Here is an 18,591-nt window from a genome sequence, read left to right on the forward strand (position 1 = left end):
ACACTTCCCTCTCTCATCATAAAAAGGGGTAATTAACCCGAACTTAGTATCAATTGTGAATGGGGACAGACAAAATCAACCTCAGGTTACTCCAAAAATACTTGATAACCTCCAGAAATACGCACGCAACTATTGTTTTTGTTAAAAAAACAAATTGATAAGACTAACCAAGCAAGAATAATGTGTATTCTAGGCTGTGGGATAGTTTGAAACATAAAATGAATATTCAAGAAAGACCCATAGCAGTGGATCTATTTGCTGGTGCGGGCGGTATGAGCCTTGGTTTTGAGCAAGCAGGTTTTGACGTACTTGCAGCGGTGGAGTTAGACCCAATTCATTGTGCAGTTCATGAATTTAACTTTCCCTTCTGGTCTATTTTATGTCATGGTGTCGAACATCTAACTGGCAAAGACATCAGAAATAAATCTCAAATTGGTGATCGAGAAGTAGATGTGGTATTTGGTGGCTCTCCTTGTCAAGGATTTTCAACTATTGGTAAACGTGCTTTAGACGATCCCCGGAATAAATTAGTATTTCACTATCTGCGCTTAGTTTTAGAACTAAAACCAAAGTATTTTGTATTTGAAAATGTACCCGGTTTGACTATTGGAAAACACAAAAAATTTCTTTCGGAAATTATAGAATTATTTAAGATTAAAGGTTATCAAGTAGAAAGCAAATATCGCGTACTTAATGCAGCCAATTACGGTGTACCTCAAAGTAGAGCCAGGTTATTTTTGTTAGGATCTCGCCAAGATTTATCTTTACCCAAATATCCCGAACCAATTACTAAGCCCGCTAATACTAGTAAATCAAAATATATTGTAGATTTACCCCATTTAATTCCAACTCCTACGGTATGGGATGCTATTGGCGATTTACCAGAAGTTGAGGAACATCCAGAGTTATTAGATAAGGATTGGACAAAAATCTCTGGAGAAAACTCCGGTTATGGTAAACCGAGTAATTACAGCAGTAAGTTACGGGGGTTTTTATTTTGGAAAGAAGACTATTCTTATGGGCGTGTATTTGATGCACAAATCTTGACCTCAAGTATTCGTACAAAACATTCTGAATTGTCAATTAAAAGATTTCAAGAGACTTTACCGGGGAAAACAGAACCCATTAGCCATTTTCGTAAACTTGATAAAAATGGCATTTCCAATACTCTAAGGGCTGGAACCGCCAGAAATAGGGGTGCTTTTACCTCTCCTCGTCCGATTCATCCCATTACTGGAAGATGTATTACCGTTCGAGAAGCCGCAAGACTACATTCTTATCCGGACTGGTTTCGTTTTCATGTAACAAAATGGCATGGTTTTCGCCAGGTAGGAAATTCTGTTCCCCCCCTACTTGCAAAAGCTGTTGCAGCAGAAATCATGCGTGCTTTGAAAATTACTCCTTCAAAGCCAGAATCACCAATGGAATTAGGAACAGAATATCTACTACGACTAAATATGTCTCAAGCAGCTGAGTATTATGGTGTTTCTGCAAGTGTCATCGAGCAGAGAAAGAGAAAAATCAACAATTAGCCCAAGCCCAGGAATACTTTAATTTCCCGTTATTATCTTCTTCCCCAATATAAAATTTAAAATCAAATAATATACACCTTTGACTTTAACTTTTTCTCCTCGTGTCTAGAAATCAGCAAGAAACTCATTTAAACCGTGCTCGTGCTAGTCTCAGACAAGCAATATCTTGGTATGGTAATTTTCGCAAGCCCGGACACTTATCATCTAATCCGCAGTTAGCAGGTTTGGTTAAACCAGAACTGGAGTCTTTAACTTCTACCCTGAACAAATTAGATAATAACGTAATTTGTATTGCTGCTTTTGGATTAGTAAGTCGTGGTAAGTCTGCAGTTATAAATGCTTTGTTTGGGCAAAAAGTGCTTCAAACAGGTCCTCTTCATGGTGTTACTCAGTATCCTCGTTCCATACGTTGGCAACCGGGAGGGAAAGTTCAAGTTGAATTAATTGATACTCCTGGCTTAGATGAAATTGCTGGAGAAGTACGGGCTCAAATGGCGCGAGATATTGCTCACCAAGCTGATTTAATTTTATTTGTAGTTTCTGGGGATATTACAAGAACGGAATATAAAGCACTATCCGAATTACGACAAGCACAAAAGCCATTAATCTTAGTTTTCAACAAAATTGATTTGTATCCAGATACAGATCAAGCAGATATCTACAACAATTTACAACAATTAGGTGCAGTCATCTTACAGGAAAAACCTTTGCAACCAGATGAAATTGTTATGGTTGCAGCTGAGCCAACACCTTTAGAAGTAAGAGTTGAATATCCTGACGGTACTGTAAATTATGAATGGGAAACTCCACCTCCTCAAATCGAACAGTTAAAGGAAACTATTCTCAAAATTCTTAACCGGGAGGGGCGATCGCTACTGGCACTCAATGCATTAGTACAAGCAAAAACTGCTGAAGAATCAATTGCTTCTAAAAGTGTTGACCTGCGCGAAGCCCAAGCAGAAGATTTAATTTGGCGATTTGCTAGATACAAAGCTTTAGCTGTTGGCTTGAACCCGATTGCATTTTTAGATGTTGTGGGTGGAACTCTTACCGACCTAGCTTTAATTCGCGCTCTTGCAAAATTATACGGTTTACCAATGACTGGTTACCAAGCCGGAAAAATCCTTAAGACCATTTTATTTAGTTCCGGTGGTTTATTGTTAAGTGAGTTAGCCAGCAGCTTTATGTTGGGTTTAGGGAAAAGTGCAACTGCGATCGCATCCGGAGAAAATCCCATGCATCTCACAGCATTTGCAGGAACTGCAATAACTCAAGGTGGGATCGCAGGTTATGGAGCCTATGTAGTTGGTAAAGCTGCTCAATTATATTTAGAAAAAGGTTGTAGCTGGGGTCAATTAGGTGTAAGCACAGTAATTACAGAAATTCTTTCTGAAGTAGATTCAAATACGATTCTGTATCGCTTGCAACAAGAATTAAGTAACAAAAAAAGAAATATTTAATGTTCGTATTATTTATCGCTTCCAACCTTTAATTTCCCTGGGTTATAGAAACTCGTAAATAAAAATATTTCACTCGATTTTTGATTTGAAATATATATAGAAAATATCAGTTTATATTAGTTAATCATAAAAAAATATGTGCTTGGTATTGCAAGCAAATCTACTGAGGCAATATCTAAATATGATTTTAAGTATTTATATAAACTTGCTCTCAGATATTTTATTTAAATAAAATATGCACTTCCATAAATTTTGTTCGGCATACAATCTCGAACACTTGGATATCTGTAAGCAAGACATGGCAAGATTCATGCCTGATTTTTGTCAAAATTAAGGAGTTTTAGATTTATTAAAGATTAACAGAAGTACTCAATATAACAGGTGTCTTTAATAACTTTAGCTGAAAAGATACTCTTAAAATATAGCAAAATATAAGTATAGCAGTTGACATTTTGAACAATTGTTAAATTAATAAAATTCCCAGATATAATTCAGAGTTAAATTTGTTGAACTTATAATTTACTTTAGATTTACTATTGATTTATTGCTTAAATTTTGACTCCAATATCAAAAAATGAGTACTATTACTTATTGCAATTAATATTAAAAATTGAAAGTAAAAATAATTTTCAAAAACACAAAATTTCTCCAACAAAATGTTTGCATTTAACACTCTATTCTTGTTATCTTGAAATGCGGAACGTTCCAAATTCAAATTACATTCTTTAGCGATTGAGGAGCTTAAGGTAATGGCAAATAATATGGAAACAGTTACAAACCCAATGCTCACAGAAGAAATTCAGAAAGCTGTTGTTGAAGCTCGTTCCACCTGTCAAGAGAAAGGAGATGGTTCGAGTGAGTGTGCCGTAGCTTGGGATATCGTTGAAGAATTGCAAGCAGAAAAATCTCACCAGAAACAAGCAGCTCAGCGCAAAAACTCCCTAGAAGTGTACTGCGAAAATCACCCCGAAGCTATTGAATGCCTAGTTTACGACGTTTAGCTTTCTTCAGTTTAATTTTTCTTTAGTTCAGCAAAAGCAGATTTTGTCACCCTCTTAATTGCATCCAGATCTGGTGCAGACTCTTTGTTATCAACATTCAACCATAACAGGTACTCGATATTTCCTTTGGGACCTGTTATTGGCGACCAAGTTAAACCGGCGTAATTCCATCCTTGCTTTTGTGCGGCTCCTAGGACTTGGAAAATAGCATCTGCTTGGTCGTCAAGATCGCGCACAACACCTTTTTTACCAACTCGACTTTTTCCTACCTCGAATTGTGGTTTAACTAGCAATACTACTTCGCGAGGTGATTGAGTTAGCAACCAAATTGCAGGTAATACCTTGGTCAGTGAAATAAAAGATACATCAACTACAGCTAAGTCAGCATAACCCTCCTTTACTACGGGGAGGGTTTCATTATCATCTAAAGTTTCATTATCATTTAAAGTTTTATTATCTGGATTTTCATGTTTTAAATCCCGATACAAATTTTCTGCTGTAAGGTGGCGCAAATTCGTACGTTCGCGTAGTACAACCCGCGAATCATTTCGTAAGCCCCAGTCCACCTGTCCATAACCCACATCTATCCCGTAAACGCGTTTTGCACCGGCTTTAAGCAAACAATCTGTAAAACCCCCAGTGGAGATTCCACCGTCCAAACAAACACGTCCAGAAACTTGAATTTGGAATTCCTCTAGAGCTTTAGCCAGTTTTTCTCCACCACGGGAAACGTAGCGCGATCGCTCTTTAAGCTTAATTATCGCTGCAACATCAACTTCCGTTCCCACTTTGTCAATTAGTAGGTTATTAACAAACACCTCTCCTGCTTGAATTAACCGTTGTGCGGTAGTGCGAGAGGAACATAAATTTTTTTGTACTAATAAAATATCCAGTCGTTGCTTAGTCAAATTTTTTGGGGATTGGGGATCGGGGATAGGGCTGCGGCGTGCCGCTTCTCTGCCTGTGCTAACGCACCGCTAGAGCCTACGACGTTGGCAAAGCCTCTGACTAACGTCACACTTCGCTTTCGCTAATGCTAACGCACAAGTGCGTGGGGATTGGGGAGATAATAAATTAATAAATTAGCAATTACCAATTACCCATTAGCAATTACCAAATACCAACTACCAAATCACCAATACCCCATTGCTTGTTAAATATCTTTCTCGCTTAATTCTCTTGTCATATAATCAAATGGCTCATCAACAAAACTAGTATCGCTAATACCAGCTTCTGCTACTTGCTCCTTGGCTATATCTTTCATGATTTGGATTCCACGAACTGTAGGTCCAATAGGGACTCCCAAGGAATTATAAGTTTCTCGTAATCCTTGCAGCACCCGCTCATCTAAAACATCCATGCTTCCAGCAACTAACGCATAGCTAGCATAGCGTAAATAATAATCCATATCTCGCAAACAAGCTGCATAACGGCGAGTAGTATAAGCATTACCGCCAGGGCGAATTAATTCTGGTAGCTCGTCAAACAAAGCCAAACCAGCTTGTTTAACAATAGCCGCAGCATTAGAATTTATCATTGCAGCAGCTTTTACCCTTGATGTACCGCTCTCAAAATAAGACTTGAGGCTATCTATAGCATTTCTATCAAAATAACGCCCTGCAATATCATAATTCTGAATCAAATTTGTCACTGCATCGCGCATCGCTTTTCTCCCTATGGTTCCTATCTATAGTTTGATATTTATTTAATTGGCTGCTATTATATGCCACGATTTGCACCAGCAAACTAAGTAAGACTCTGGCACATTAATCTGTGACCTATGTGACCTACTTTTAGGATTCTATGCCAAAGTTGCCCCGAACACATAAACTGTGGAGTTTTGTGTAGTAACTTCTTCAGTTAGTTCTATAAAAGGTTAATCTAACCTTTAAATAAAGAGTTCTGTAACAAAAATGACAAAATACTGAATTTGGTCTTCATAAGATATTCCAGGTGTGTCACCATCTCGGTTTTAAGATCGCAGGGTCAGCAATGCTTTAAAATTTATCGGTTGATTATTGTAAATAGGCAGATTAAGGAGTGACCATGACAACCCCACAAGAAGTCTTGAAAATGATTCAAGACCAAAATATTCAGATGATTGATCTGAAGTTCATCGATATGCCAGGAATATGGCAGCATCTTACGGTTTATCAAGACCAAATCGATGAAAGTTCTTTTACCGAAGGGGTTCCTTTCGATGGTTCAAGTATTCGGGGTTGGAAAGCTATCAATGAATCTGACATGGCAATGGTACTCGATCCTGACACTGCCTGGATCGACCCCTTCATGAAAGAGCCAACTCTAAGTATAATTTGTAGTATTAAAGAACCTCGTACCGGGGAGTGGTATAACCGTTGTCCGCGAGTAATTGCTCGAAAAGCATTAGATTATTTAGTTTCTACAGGAATTGGCGACACTGCTTTTTTTGGTCCGGAAGCTGAGTTTTTCATATTCGATGATGTCCGCTTCGACCAAAATGAAAATTCAGGTTACTACTACGTAGATTCCGTAGAGGGTCGTTGGAATTCTGGTAAAGATGAAGGTCCTAACTTAGCTTATAAACCCGGTTACAAGCAAGGTTATTTCCCCGTTCCTCCAACAGATACCTCACAAGATATTCGTTCGGAAATGCTGTTGACAATGGCAAAGTGTGGGGTACCGATTGAAAAACATCACCACGAAGTTGCAACAGGTGGTCAGTGCGAACTAGGATTCCGTTTCGGTAAGATTATTGAAGCTGCTGACTGGTTGATGACTTACAAATATGTCATCAAAAATGTTGGTCGCAAATACGGCAAAACTGTTACCTTCATGCCGAAACCAGTATTCCAAGATAATGGTTCTGGAATGCACACTCACCAATCCATTTGGAAAGATGGTAAGCCCTTATTCGCTGGCAATCAATATGCCGGCATGAGCGAAATGGGTTTATATTACATCGGTGGTATTCTCAAGCATGCCCCAGCATTGTTAGCATTTACTAACCCCAGCACTAATTCTTACAAGCGATTAGTTCCAGGTTACGAAGCACCTGTTAACTTGGCTTACTCTCAAGGTAATCGTTCTGCTTCCGTGCGTATTCCTTTGAGTGGTGATAATCCTAAAGCTAAGCGCTTGGAGTTCCGTTGTCCTGATGCAACTTGTAACCCCTACTTAGCATTTGCTGCAATGTTATGTGCTGGCTTAGATGGTATCAAGAATAAGATACATCCTGGCGAGCCCCTAGACAAAAATATTTACGATCTTTCTCCAGAGGAACTCGCAAAAGTTCCTTCAACGCCAGGTTCTTTAGAACTAGCTTTAGAAGCATTGGAAAAAGATCATAAATTCTTGACAGAATCGGGCGTATTTACTGAAGACTTCATTGAAAACTGGATTTCCTACAAACTGGATAATGAGGTTAATCCTTTACGTCTTCGTCCCCATCCCTACGAGTTCTCCCTCTATTACGATGTTTAATTTGCAAGGGTTGACAAAAGATTATTCTTAAATTGTTTATTACCCTGCGACAAAGTAACACCTAATTATATGAATAAGCCACCTACTACGGGTGGCTTTCTTTTATACTAGTGCATTAGCTCATTGATGCGTAGGAGCGATCACAACTTATCCTGACGCTAGGACTGATTTTTCCTTGAATTGGTTGCCAATAATCAGCAATTTCTTTTGGTAAACCAATTTCTTCTACTACACGTTCTAGCATAGATTGTTGGCGGTTTTTAATTTGATGATAGTGCTGCATCATTAAGGCGCGTGCTTTGTCTTGAGTAGTCATCTCACAACTCTCCTGAATCTGTAACTTTTAATCACCAATCGGACACACAAGTTTAACGATGGGATAAAAGCTGCTGGCGTAACACCAAATACTACCCACACTACACTCTGCTAGGTGGCTAGCTTTTACACTTTTCTTTCTATCAACCTCATACAGGTTTATTGGAGGGCTTACCCAAGTTTTTATTTTCGATCAAGCTATTACGGTTATGAAGAAGGTAGATATATTTCCTCAATAGGGTTGCCCTTTCTTATTAATCAGTTATCGCTCGCTTTTATTTACCCCATCATTAATATATCCAAAAAACTGTAACGAACAACACAAAATACTAACTTTTTAATAAAAACTAATATACTTCCAGAGTAATACTGAGAGAAGGCGATTGCTCCTGACTCATGCCATACGTATTTTTATCGACCTAATAGCCTTAAAAGGTCTGAAAGTTATTCTTTTCGGTTATATCCTTGCATAAAGTATTAATGGTGAAAATAAGCAAATAATGAAGAAGCTTATGATTTCTTAGTGAAAATTATTTAAAATTTAAGAAACAAAAGTTAACAACCTGGGTTTTCTATGTCCGATACGATAACGAAATTTACATACCAAAGTTTTCAGCAGGGTAAGAGTTTATTTGCTTTGGCGCACAAGACTCTCAGTAATCGCTTAATGGATATTGTTTCTCCCCTAGAGACAAAAAGTAAACCCATACCAAATGAAGTTTTACTTGAGTTACAAGAAAGACTAAATCATCTGTCAGAGGTTGATTGGGAAGATGCGCAACGGGGAATATATCCCAAGGAAGTATTATTTGATAATTCTTGGGAAGACTTTTTTCGTTATTATCCTGCAATCTTAATAGATATGCCCCAAATGTGGGAGCGTGCTAAAAACAAAAAATATCAAGAATTTGCTCCTGAGGTTGATATTAAGGGGTATCCAAACTACTACGCACAAAACTTTCACCACCAAGCCGATGGCTATTTGAGTGATGCATCAGCAAATTTATATGATTTGCAAGTCGAAATTTTGTTTGGTGGTTCTGCGGATCCAATGAGACGACGTGTTCTCGCACCCCTCAAGAACTCCTTGGAAGTTTTCAGCGATGTATTACCCAAGCAAATTAGAGTGTTAGATGTTGCTTGTGGAACAGGTCGGACACTCAAATCCATTCGCAGTACCTTACCTGAAGCATCCTTGTTTGGTGTGGATTTATCTCCTGCTTATCTACGCAAAACTAATGAGGTTTTATCTCAAATTCCTGGAGAACTACCGCAATTACTACAGGCTAATGCAGAAGAGTTGCCTTATTTGGATAACTATTTCCATGCAGTTACTTCCGTATTTCTGTTTCATGAATTACCAGCACCGGTTCGACAATCAGTTATAGAAGAATCTTTTCGTGTAACAAAGCCAGGAGGGACTTTTATTATCTGCGACTCAATTCAAATGAGTGATTCACCTCAAATGCAGGTAATAATGGAGAATTTTTCAGAAACCTTTCACGAACCTTACTACAGAAACTATATGACTGATGATTTAATGGAACGTCTGCATAAAGCTGGTTTTGAAAGTGTTGATACCCAAGTTCATTTAATGAGTAAGTATTTGATTGCTCGCAAACCAGTTTGATTTTGATGTCAACCTAATATTTTTCAAATATTTTCAAATAGTTAAAGACGCGAAATGTCGCGTCTTTATATGTGCAAATAAAAATATTGCTGCAAATAAATTATTGCTGCAATATTTCATTAAAGTAGATTGGTATTTTCAATTAATAATTACTGATTACAGTATTACCAAATAAGTTTCAATAGTCTTCTGTAAAAATTTCTAAAACTCATATACATAATCAACAACAAATACATCATAACTAAATCATTTAAATTTAGATAGATTGAGTTGTTATATATAATTGCCGAAAATCACAAAAGTAATATATCTAACAATAAGGCCAAATGTCGTTACGGTTAAAATTTTAACTGTAAATCTTGTAATCAGATAGAATTATTTTTTCAGGTGCTTAAATATAAATCAATGAAATACTACATAAACTTTCTACGCCCACTACCTCTGTAAGGTGTACCTTTACTGGGCCTTGTTGAATCTCTATTGGCTATCAATTCTTGGTTGTCGCTAGGTATAAATGATTGTTCAATTGCCTGTGCGGAAGTGGAAACAGCATTGAAAGCTAGAGAACCGAACATGAAAATTGTGACAAAAATAGAAGTGGCAGTACGCATAATAAATTTTTACTTTAAGACTCTCAAATCACTGATACTGAGTTTTATTTAGTGCATCCGGATATTTTGTCGTGAGTATTTTTTCTAATTTTTCTGTTTTGGCCTACCAAGTATTTAAATGTATTAGATTCATGCCTGAACAGTAATTTAATACACTAGAGAAAGAGATGCAATGCATTTAAATACAAATGATTAATCTTGAGAAAAGCTTTAAATACTTCCAATAAAATTAAATATCTATACTTCTCTGGTAATCTACTTAATTACCTATCTTGGACAAAATTTAAGACATATATTTTTAATCTGTGCTTTTACGTAATTTAAAAATTAAAATTCCTCAAAAATTATTTATTTTAAGTATTTATACTATTTATTTGTAGGAGTAATATTTGATTTATTTTTCAAATAAATTGAAAAAATATCAAGTTAAGAAGATTACAATTTTGTATTTTTACGTAAAATCAACTAGTGAATTTAAACAAAATTTACAGTAAAAGTAATTCTAAAAAAAATCTATATTTATAAGTATAGTTATGCCAAACGCATGTGAATTCCATGTCAAAACATATAAGTATCAATCACAGGTGTTATTTGAGAAAAATTGAGAAATCAGGATAAACCAAAGTAGGTCTTAAAACCGTTGATTTTCCATTAGTAAAACAAAATTCCATTTAATTCCATTTAATAAATTTTCAAATGGTACAAGAGATGGTAGATCTATAAGCATTGATCGCAGATGAAAAAAGGTGAAAGCACAAGTATTTAGAGGTGTAAACCAACTGTCCTACGAAGATATTCCAGTACCTTCCCTTTCTCCAGATGAGGTACTGGTAAAAATGCAAGTTGTTGGCTTGTGTCAGTCAGATATCAAAAAGATTCGCTATCCTCTTTATCAACCGCCACGTATATTTGGGCATGAAACAGCAGGTACAATTACTGCAGTTGGTCAATCCGTGAAGAATTGGCAAGTAGGACAGAGAGTAGCAGTAATGCATCATATTCCTTGCATGCACTGCGCTTATTGCCTCAATGATAATTTTTCTATGTGTGATACCTATAAAAATATTTGTACTACTGCAGGTTTTGTACCTAGTGGTGGTGGCTTTGCTGAATATGTTAAAGTTCCCGGTCATATAGTCAGCAATGGTGGTTTAATTCCTATTCCTGATGATGTCAGCTTTGAAGTTGCTAGTTTTGTTGAACCCACCAACTGCTGTCTGAAAGCGGTTAAAAAAGCCGGAATTGCTCCCGGTCAAACAGTTTTGATTACCGGTGCGGGTCCAATTGGCTTGATGTTCGTAATGTTAGTCAAGTATTTTGGTGCAAAAGCGATTGCTACTGATTTATTACCGTCAAGAATTGAAAAAGCTGTAACTTTGGGAGCAGAAGCTGCGTTTGATGCTCGCGATCCCCATTTACCTAGCAAAATAAATGATTTGACTAATGGTTTGGGAGTAGATGTAACTTTACTTGCAGTTCCAAGCGATAAAGCTTTTTTTCAGGCTTTGGATTGTACCCGCAAGGGTGGAAAAATATTATTCTTTGCAGAATTTCCCGATGAAGTCGAAATTCCTATTAATCCAAATATTCTTTACCGACGTGAAATTGATTTGATGGGTAGTTACAGTTCCTCATACCGCTTACAAAATTTAGCTGCAGATATTGTTTTTAAGGGTCGGATTGATGTGGGAGCATTAATTAGCGATCGCTATCATCTAAAAGATTTATCTGCTGCAGTGGAACAAGCTATTTCCCCAGCATCAGATACTTATAAAATTTTAATTCATCCTTAAAAAAGTAGGGGTAAAGGTAAGCCGATCAGAGTTGAGAATAATCGGAATCACTAATCCTGTTACCATTTCTTACCCATTACCCATTACCCATTAACCATTACCCATTACCCATTACTAACCCCAACTTTCTGCGCAAACATAATTAAGAACCTAAACGCTTTGACAATATAAACAGCGCATTCCTGAGGGGAAGAATCGTAAAATGATTGCCATGCTTGAGCTTTATCTTCATCGTAGTGTCTTGTTCTTTTTGGTTTATCTTCCAACCAAGATAGACGTACAGCATGACCGATCACAACATCAAGCACTATATATTCAGCAATTTGTAATTTAGGATTTTTCGCAACAATCACAGCAAGTTGCATTAATGCTTCAATATTTATCTGACGGTACTCTGGAGATTCAATTTTATTCAACAAATGTTCTACCGTTAGGGCAAAATTCTTTTCTCCTGGCGTCATCTCCGAAATCAATAATTTACTCTCAAGGCGATTGCGACGTTCTAATTTATCGCCAACAACTAAGCCTTGACAATGCTTCATTAACAACCATACTTGCTGATAAAAATCTTTTGGTACCCTTCCTGTAGTACCTTCAATATTACGAAAATGTCGCCATCCGTTGAGTGGATTTTCAACTTTTTCTGAACCTTCTCTTTGCAGGTTCCAATTAATTTCACTTTCCCTTTGTTGGCTGTGCAAAGATTCTTGCTGGCGTAAAACTTCACTTACACCCACATACTCTACCAAACAGTAACGTAACTTATTTCGCACCTCAAACGGCGAAAGTTGCATTAAATGTTCGTACGCTTCATCTTGAGTAACATTTAATTTCCACGCCAATTCACCAGTAATTAGTAAAATCAGATAGCCAACTTTAATAGTTATCAGTCCCTCAAATAATTGTGGCTCGGTATTAATTAAGTTACTCAAATAAATCAGAATCTCTTGAGTTAAGACCCGATCGCGAATATCCTCACCACAAAAATGATTGATTTTTTCGACAATTTCTTTATGGGATAGGGGTACGGTAATCAGAGAATCCTCATTGTAAGACCGACCAATAGCGATTTGCTTACCCCGCACCAGTAGACTTGTAACAACATCCGACAGGTGCATATCAGCCATTTGCAGCAAACCAGCAGCCCGTCGTACCACAGCCCAAATACCTAATTCTCCAGCTCTGGTATAAACTTCATTCAGTAAATCTTTTACCCTTGCAGGACATTCAAAAGTACCAAAACCGGTTTCAAATTCAAGTCCATGTAAGCGAGTTAGAGTTTGTAATAGCTCAACTTGTTCGTATAAATTTTCTGATGCGTGTAAATAAGACAATAATAGTTCTAAATTAGTTTCACACTCCATCTGAAATTCTTGGGTATGAGCTAATGGCCAAGTTTGTTCTCGATCGCAGGAGAGATAATAACAACGGGGGACAGCATTATCAACAGAGGAATAGGAAAATTCAAAGTTAGGTGAAACATCAATTCTTTCAATTGCAGAAGTCAACATAAACTGATTTAAACGACCCAGTTTTACTCTGACGCCATTAAATAAACCGTCTTTGAGATCTTGAAGTGACTTCATTAATTCTGGATTACCGGTTTCCATCATAGTCTGGGTCATACGAGTCAGCATCAAAGTTAAGGTAGGACGTCCCGGATCTCGCCAATATTTCTGGATATAAGCCAATGTGGTGGTAAATTCATCTAGGAGAAAATGGTAATCTAAAGTTAAATAAAACTGCTGAGAATCTAAAAACGAAGGTAAAAGAACTACAGTTTCGCCACCAATACGGAAAAATCTCGATGTTGTTAAACTACGGGGTAACCTTGCAGGACGTCCAGTTAAACCTAATTTTTCATTACACCCAATCTGTTCGTAAATGGTAATTAAGTCTTTAGCTTGACGAATTTGAATTGGTGCAACTTGTTGGGGTGTTTGAGTTGGAATCCCGTAAATTAAAAGTTTTTCTTGCAAATCTTCATTTGCAGCAATCAAAGCAATTTGCACCATCGGTTGGCGTTCTCTACCGATATACAGGTGTCTTCCCAAAGGATCCACATCACCCAATGCTAGCAATCCCTCATCCAACATTTGTCCGAGGAAATATAAACTTTGTGCCCAAACCAAAGGAATATTATCGTTCGGCAAACGAGGTTGGGAATGGGGCTCTAACTTTTCAGCTTCAAGTTTTTCTCGCGGTACATAATATAATTCTGGGAGCAAATACGAACCATTTCGTTCGATAACTATTTTCTGTAAAAGTTCTCGATAACGTTTAACCTGCGCTTCATTTTTGCAAAATAGCCCATCTAAATATAAATAAGTGAAAAATAAAGGCCATTCGCATTCTATATGTTCAAATTGCTGTAGTTCCTCAGGTTCGTAGTGCAAACGTTCGGTGTTTTCTATAACTGTTTGGTGTCCATCCCGTAAAAATCGCTTGCAACCATATTTTCCTTCTAGTTTACTAATTATCTCAGCACGGGTACGATCTTGTAATTCCTTATCTATGACTGCAAAAGCCGGAAAACTAATGATGCTCAATAATGCTGCATCTATTTCTTTTGAAGCTGATTCTCTAGGTAATAGGGATTCTAAGGTAATTCTGGCACGGGCAATTTCATCTGGAAGTGCGTGAACTACAGATGCTTGGGAACCCCTGACTCCAAATAAGTCCAGTCCATCAATAGCTTGTAGCGCGGCTTTAGCCATTCCTACAGAACTAGCATTTAATTCTGGATTACCATGATTAATCTTGTTACCTCTTTCCCAAATTCCGTAGTCTGGAGTGCGATAAGCCCGCCCAATATAGTAAATAAGATTTTGAACAAAATCAACTTCATCAATGGTATAGATTATCTGCAACCCTGATGCCGTCATCTGTGCCAATATCAAAATAAAGATGGACGTGGCATCCAGTTGCAAATGACCCCATTCGTGATCGCCAACGACAACATCCCCCGTTGTCGTATCATACTTGGCATGAAGAGCATTCGAGGGTGACTGATTATGCTTAAATTGCTCAACTTTATCAGCTTGTCGCATCATTGCAAATAGCAATCCCCGCATCAATTTGATGACACTATGCTCTAACTCGTATGTCCGACCAAGGTCTTCATCAATTTTGCGATATGCTAATGCCAATCCCCAAACGGCCAAAATACTATAAACGTTATCCCGCACCCAAGCATCCGTATAGTCACCGTGAGCAGTTATGGCTGTGGAAGCAGGCAACAAACCAGTAATTGGATTCTGGCGTTGAAGAATAATAGTCTTGATTTGCTGATAATAATATTCGAGGCGAATTGGTACGTCCGTGGCTATTTTCATGTTAATTTCCAGAGCTTTTAAGGAATTATCACCCTTCAGCCTTGAAGTAAATTATATCTATTAAGATATAAAATTTTCTGTAATTAATGATTGTATTACTAATTTAATCTTTTAGAGAATAATTGCTATGGAACTTATATACAAATGTATTTAGATTTTATTTTTGGATGAAGTATTGTTTAAAAATAATATTTTTTCGGCATTTAGAGATTTTAGAAGAAAATTAAAGTAAATATGTGAAAAATGCCGATAGTTAAGTCTCATAAAAATCATTTTATAAAATAAACTTAAGTTTATTTTTCAAGATGTATTTTAAAGGTAAATTTTTAGGATATATCTTTGGAGTATATTTTCAACATGTGCGTTCGGGACGTACTTTTAAGATTTACTTTCAAGATATATTCACACCCATCTTAGCTTAGTAAATTATTTTGACTTGTACTATCAAGAATAATCATAGTTTATAGTTTGCTAAACTCTAATTTTATTGACGTTCTACATTTAATCATAAATTCTAGACAAAATAAAATATACTTAAGAAAGGCGATGACACTGAGCGCTAGTGTCAAATAATGCACATTTTCTCAAACTTGTCTACTCTTAAATTTAAGCTGAACTCAATCTTTTATTAATAACACTAAATGTACGCCAACATGCAAGAATCAAGTTATTTAGCTGCCAAGATAAAATTACCTAGAAGGTGTAATTATTGTATTTCCAGCGAATAAATATTTGATTCCGTTCGCTCCTTATTAACTTATAGGGTTAACATTATTGTTCGCTCCGACCAAATCGACGAAGAAAGCTAATAAGTCTACAAATTATTACTTCCAAGTGCTGTAATCATCAGAATAACATCGGAAGTTAGATAAAAATCCTGCGTTTGTTAATTAATATATTTCGCCCTTAACAAGGATAAATTTGGAGGTCAAGAAATAAAAACTACAATATCTTCACAAAATAATCGGTGTTATTACATGTTTTTACCTCCTATCATATCAAAAAAAAACATCAAATAAATTGTAAAAATTTTGACCCATTCGAAATTAGAATAAAAATAGAAGATTCCCTTGACACAGAATTTCATAGTAGTAAAATTTACTCTAAGAAAATTGAAATTACAGCACATAAAAATAAATGTGTGCTGAATATCACATACTTTCTCTATAGAGGGGTAGGATCTACCGGATAAGTAACTTCCGGGTTAGTATTATGACTTATAGTGTCTAATTATAGTGTCTAATTGGTTTATCAATTCCAATTCTTGAGATTTTATGGACAACAGTCCACACGAAGGCAGTAATATCCTCCTCTGAACTGGCGAGCTTGTCTCCCAGTACGGGGGAGACAATAGGAGGGGATTATGCTTGCACAGAATGTTAGCAATAATGTTGTTGACATAGAGGACTTGAGCCGACTCAAATCAGATTTAAATCGTTTACAAGCTGTTGATGTTGGGGAGTATATTAGCAAGTTGCCTCGCAAAAAAAGGGCACTTGCATTTCGGCTTCTGAATAAGGGTCAAGCGATTAACGTTTTTGAATATTTACCACCGGAAATACAGCAACAGCTAATTAATTCATTGCACGACGGTCGAGTCGTGCAAATTGTTGAAGAAATGAGCCCAGACGAGCGGGCTGTTTTATTTGACGAACTACCTGCGGGGGTTGTCAAGCGTCTTTTACACGAACTCAGTCCGGAGCAGCGTCAAGCAACAGCAACAATTTTGGGCTACCCCGAAGGAACTGCAGGACGGGTCATGACTACGGAATACGTACGCTTGCAAGAGGGATTAACTGTAGGGGAAGCTCTAGAAAAAATTCGTCGTCAAGATCGGGATAAAGAGACTATCTACTACGCTTACGTTACAGACTACAACCGCAAACTGAGGAGTGTGGTTTCCCTGAGGCAGTTATTATTTTCGTTACCTGATGCACTGTTGCGGGATATAGCTAGCGATCGTGTAGTGAAAATTAAAACTGAAACTCCCCAAGAAGAAGTAGCGCAATTAATGAAGCGTTATGATTTGATTGCGTTACCCGTAGTTGATCGCGAGAAAAGGTTAGTTGGAATAGTTACCATAGATGATGTCGTAGATATTCTTGAGGAAGAAGCTACAGAAGATATTCAAAAACTAGCCGGTGTAAGTGGTGGAGATGAAGCAGCTTTATCACCTCCCCAAGTAACAATTCGCAAGCGTTTACCCTGGTTATTGGGGAACATTGCTCTTTATGTTACTGCTGCGAATGTAATTGCACCTTTTCAGCAAGTAATTACTATTGTCCCGGTATTGGCAATTATTATGCCGATTTTGGCAAATAGTAGCGGCAATGTGGCTTTCCAAGTTTTATCTGTTACTGTCAGGGGGTTAGGTGTAGGTGAAATAACCCCAAAAGATACCCTTAAAGTGCTTCGTAAGGAGCTTTTAGCTGGTTTAGGTACAGCGATTGGATTAGGTAGTGCTTTGGCTGGATTATCGTTAATGTGGGCACCATCGGGAGAACATTGGGTATCCTTTGTCGCTGGTGCTGTAATGTCAGTAAACGTTCTCATTGCTGTAACCTTAGGGACAGTATTGCCGATGGGTTTCAAACAATTAAACTTGGACCCGGCATTAATTTGTGGACCTTTGATGACAACTACGTTAGATGCTATTGGTTTTTTGACATTTTTATCGTTAGTTTCATTTGCTTTGCAAGTATTGCCCTAAGTTCCAGAATTTAAAGATTGTTGCTGCTATGCATGGGCAAGATACTGTGAACACTCGTGTACTCGAAAGCTATTAGTCATTGGTTCGATCGCACTACATTCTCGACCTAGGAAATTTTTTTGTTCCCTGTATTTCGTTTCCTATTCCCTTTCAAGTAAAATATGCGATGTCTCGGCCTATATATCTACTGCTATAGGTTCTTGTTTGGGATTACCCTAGGTCTAATTTAACTAGGTTCAATTTAAAATAATAGCTCGTTATATTGGTAGAAAGCGTTAGAAATATTGATTGATTATTGGAGATTGGATGGGCACAGTTATTTTCTGTGTTTCAACAGGTATTTTATTTTCCTAGGCATTAATCAACGAGCTTTAGACTAAAGTGTCTGTAGGACATCGAGAAAATAACCAATGACTAAAACGTTAATTTTATACGGTAAACCTGAATGCCACTTATGTGAGGGTTTACAAGAAAAATTAGAACAAATTCAAAATATCCCGTTTAAGTTAGAAATTCGTGATATCACAACTCGTGAAGATTGGTTTACAGCATATCAATACGAAGTTCCTGTTTTATTCGCTGCTGAAACTGATTCAGAAAGTTTGCAACCGATACCGCGCCCTTCACCTCGTGCAACAGTAAAACAACTAGAAAAAATTCTCCAGAAGTATCTTTGAGTATTTGTATGTAGAAAAAAATAGTGCAAAATAAGCGGATAAATTGGCACAGAGAAACAGAGGCA

13 protein-coding genes are annotated in these 18,591 nt (G+C 37.1%); 8 read left to right on the forward strand and 5 right to left on the reverse strand.

The window, feature by feature from the left end; all coding sequences use genetic code 11:
• Window positions 1–218 precede the first annotated feature (218 nt).
• From BC008_RS31325 to BC008_RS31335, 3 genes are all read left to right on the forward strand, one after another.
• A complete protein-coding gene (locus BC008_RS31325) occupies window positions 219–1,532 on the forward strand; it encodes a DNA cytosine methyltransferase (protein WP_027843805.1) in 1,314 nt (437 codons plus the stop codon).
• 101 nt (window positions 1,533–1,633) lie between these two features.
• Window positions 1,634–2,992, forward strand: a complete 1,359-nt coding sequence (locus BC008_RS31330; protein WP_027843804.1) for a GTP-binding protein — start codon at window positions 1,634–1,636, stop codon at window positions 2,990–2,992.
• A gap of 749 nt (window positions 2,993–3,741) precedes the next feature.
• Window positions 3,742–3,993 (forward strand): Calvin cycle protein CP12, encoded by a 252-nt coding sequence (locus BC008_RS31335; protein WP_058183640.1) that lies wholly within the window; start codon window positions 3,742–3,744, stop codon window positions 3,991–3,993.
• An 11-nt stretch (window positions 3,994–4,004) separates the two neighbouring features.
• Here BC008_RS31335 and BC008_RS31340 read toward each other — a convergent pair whose 3' ends face one another.
• Both BC008_RS31340 and apcB read right to left on the reverse strand, forming a co-directional pair.
• Entirely contained in the window at window positions 4,005–4,901 is an 897-nt protein-coding gene (locus BC008_RS31340; protein WP_027843802.1) for a TlyA family RNA methyltransferase, read from the reverse strand.
• Between the two features lie 245 nt (window positions 4,902–5,146).
• The gene (gene apcB / locus BC008_RS31345) at window positions 5,147–5,656 is read right to left on the reverse strand and encodes an allophycocyanin subunit beta (RefSeq protein ID WP_027843801.1); all 510 of its coding nucleotides are present in this window, start codon (window positions 5,654–5,656) and stop codon (window positions 5,147–5,149) included.
• 383 nt (window positions 5,657–6,039) lie between these two features.
• Here apcB and glnA point away from each other — a divergent pair, with 383 nt between their 5' ends.
• Window positions 6,040–7,455 carry a type I glutamate--ammonia ligase gene (gene glnA / locus BC008_RS31350; RefSeq protein ID WP_027843800.1) on the forward strand — a complete coding sequence of 472 codons (1,416 nt, stop codon included), beginning with the start codon at window positions 6,040–6,042 and terminating at the stop codon, window positions 7,453–7,455.
• Window positions 7,456–7,570: 115 nt separating this feature from the next.
• Here the strand turns inward: glnA and BC008_RS31355 are convergent, their stop codons facing one another.
• Entirely contained in the window at window positions 7,571–7,771 is a 201-nt protein-coding gene (locus tag BC008_RS31355) for a hypothetical protein (protein WP_027843799.1), read from the reverse strand.
• A 573-nt stretch (window positions 7,772–8,344) separates the two neighbouring features.
• Between BC008_RS31355 and BC008_RS31360 the strand changes: the two genes are divergently transcribed.
• The gene (locus tag BC008_RS31360) at window positions 8,345–9,400 is read left to right on the forward strand and encodes a class I SAM-dependent methyltransferase (RefSeq protein WP_027843798.1); all 1,056 of its coding nucleotides are present in this window, start codon (window positions 8,345–8,347) and stop codon (window positions 9,398–9,400) included.
• A 413-nt stretch (window positions 9,401–9,813) separates the two neighbouring features.
• Here BC008_RS31360 and patX read toward each other — a convergent pair whose 3' ends face one another.
• Window positions 9,814–10,011 carry a heterocyst-inhibiting protein PatX gene (gene patX, locus BC008_RS49830; RefSeq protein WP_058183641.1) on the reverse strand — a complete coding sequence of 66 codons (198 nt, stop codon included), beginning with the start codon at window positions 10,009–10,011 and terminating at the stop codon, window positions 9,814–9,816.
• A gap of 746 nt (window positions 10,012–10,757) precedes the next feature.
• Between patX and BC008_RS31370 the strand changes: the two genes are divergently transcribed.
• Entirely contained in the window at window positions 10,758–11,804 is a 1,047-nt protein-coding gene (locus tag BC008_RS31370) for a zinc-dependent dehydrogenase (protein ID WP_027843796.1), read from the forward strand.
• A 104-nt stretch (window positions 11,805–11,908) separates the two neighbouring features.
• Here the strand turns inward: BC008_RS31370 and BC008_RS31375 are convergent, their stop codons facing one another.
• Window positions 11,909–15,139 carry a glycoside hydrolase family 15 protein gene (locus tag BC008_RS31375; RefSeq protein WP_027843795.1) on the reverse strand — a complete coding sequence of 1,077 codons (3,231 nt, stop codon included), beginning with the start codon at window positions 15,137–15,139 and terminating at the stop codon, window positions 11,909–11,911.
• Between the two features lie 1,363 nt (window positions 15,140–16,502).
• Between BC008_RS31375 and mgtE the strand changes: the two genes are divergently transcribed.
• Both mgtE and BC008_RS31385 read left to right on the forward strand, forming a co-directional pair.
• Window positions 16,503–17,849 carry a magnesium transporter gene (gene mgtE, locus BC008_RS31380; RefSeq protein WP_027843794.1) on the forward strand — a complete coding sequence of 449 codons (1,347 nt, stop codon included), beginning with the start codon at window positions 16,503–16,505 and terminating at the stop codon, window positions 17,847–17,849.
• 410 nt (window positions 17,850–18,259) lie between these two features.
• Window positions 18,260–18,526: a glutaredoxin family protein gene (locus tag BC008_RS31385; RefSeq protein ID WP_027843793.1), complete on the forward strand. Its 267-nt coding sequence runs from the start codon at window positions 18,260–18,262 to the stop codon at window positions 18,524–18,526.
• Window positions 18,527–18,591: the final 65 nt, after the last annotated feature.

The sequence above is a fragment of the Mastigocoleus testarum BC008 genome, assembly GCF_001456025.1.
Classification (GTDB): Bacteria; Cyanobacteriota; Cyanobacteriia; order Cyanobacteriales; family Nostocaceae; genus Mastigocoleus; species Mastigocoleus testarum.

Coding starts and splice junctions, on each gene's coding strand:
- BC008_RS31375 (WP_027843795.1), bottom strand. CDS start 15,139: ATGAAAATAGCCACGGACGTACCAATTCGCCTCGAATATTATTATCAG.
- mgtE (WP_027843794.1), top strand. CDS start 16,503: ATGCTTGCACAGAATGTTAGCAATAATGTTGTTGACATAGAGGACTTG.
- BC008_RS31325 (WP_027843805.1), top strand. CDS start 219: ATGAATATTCAAGAAAGACCCATAGCAGTGGATCTATTTGCTGGTGCG.
- BC008_RS31335 (WP_058183640.1), top strand. CDS start 3,742: ATGGCAAATAATATGGAAACAGTTACAAACCCAATGCTCACAGAAGAA.
- BC008_RS31360 (WP_027843798.1), top strand. CDS start 8,345: ATGTCCGATACGATAACGAAATTTACATACCAAAGTTTTCAGCAGGGT.
- BC008_RS31355 (WP_027843799.1), bottom strand. CDS start 7,771: ATGACTACTCAAGACAAAGCACGCGCCTTAATGATGCAGCACTATCAT.
- BC008_RS31385 (WP_027843793.1), top strand. CDS start 18,260: ATGACTAAAACGTTAATTTTATACGGTAAACCTGAATGCCACTTATGT.
- apcB (WP_027843801.1), bottom strand. CDS start 5,656: ATGCGCGATGCAGTGACAAATTTGATTCAGAATTATGATATTGCAGGG.
- glnA (WP_027843800.1), top strand. CDS start 6,040: ATGACAACCCCACAAGAAGTCTTGAAAATGATTCAAGACCAAAATATT.
- patX (WP_058183641.1), bottom strand. CDS start 10,011: ATGCGTACTGCCACTTCTATTTTTGTCACAATTTTCATGTTCGGTTCT.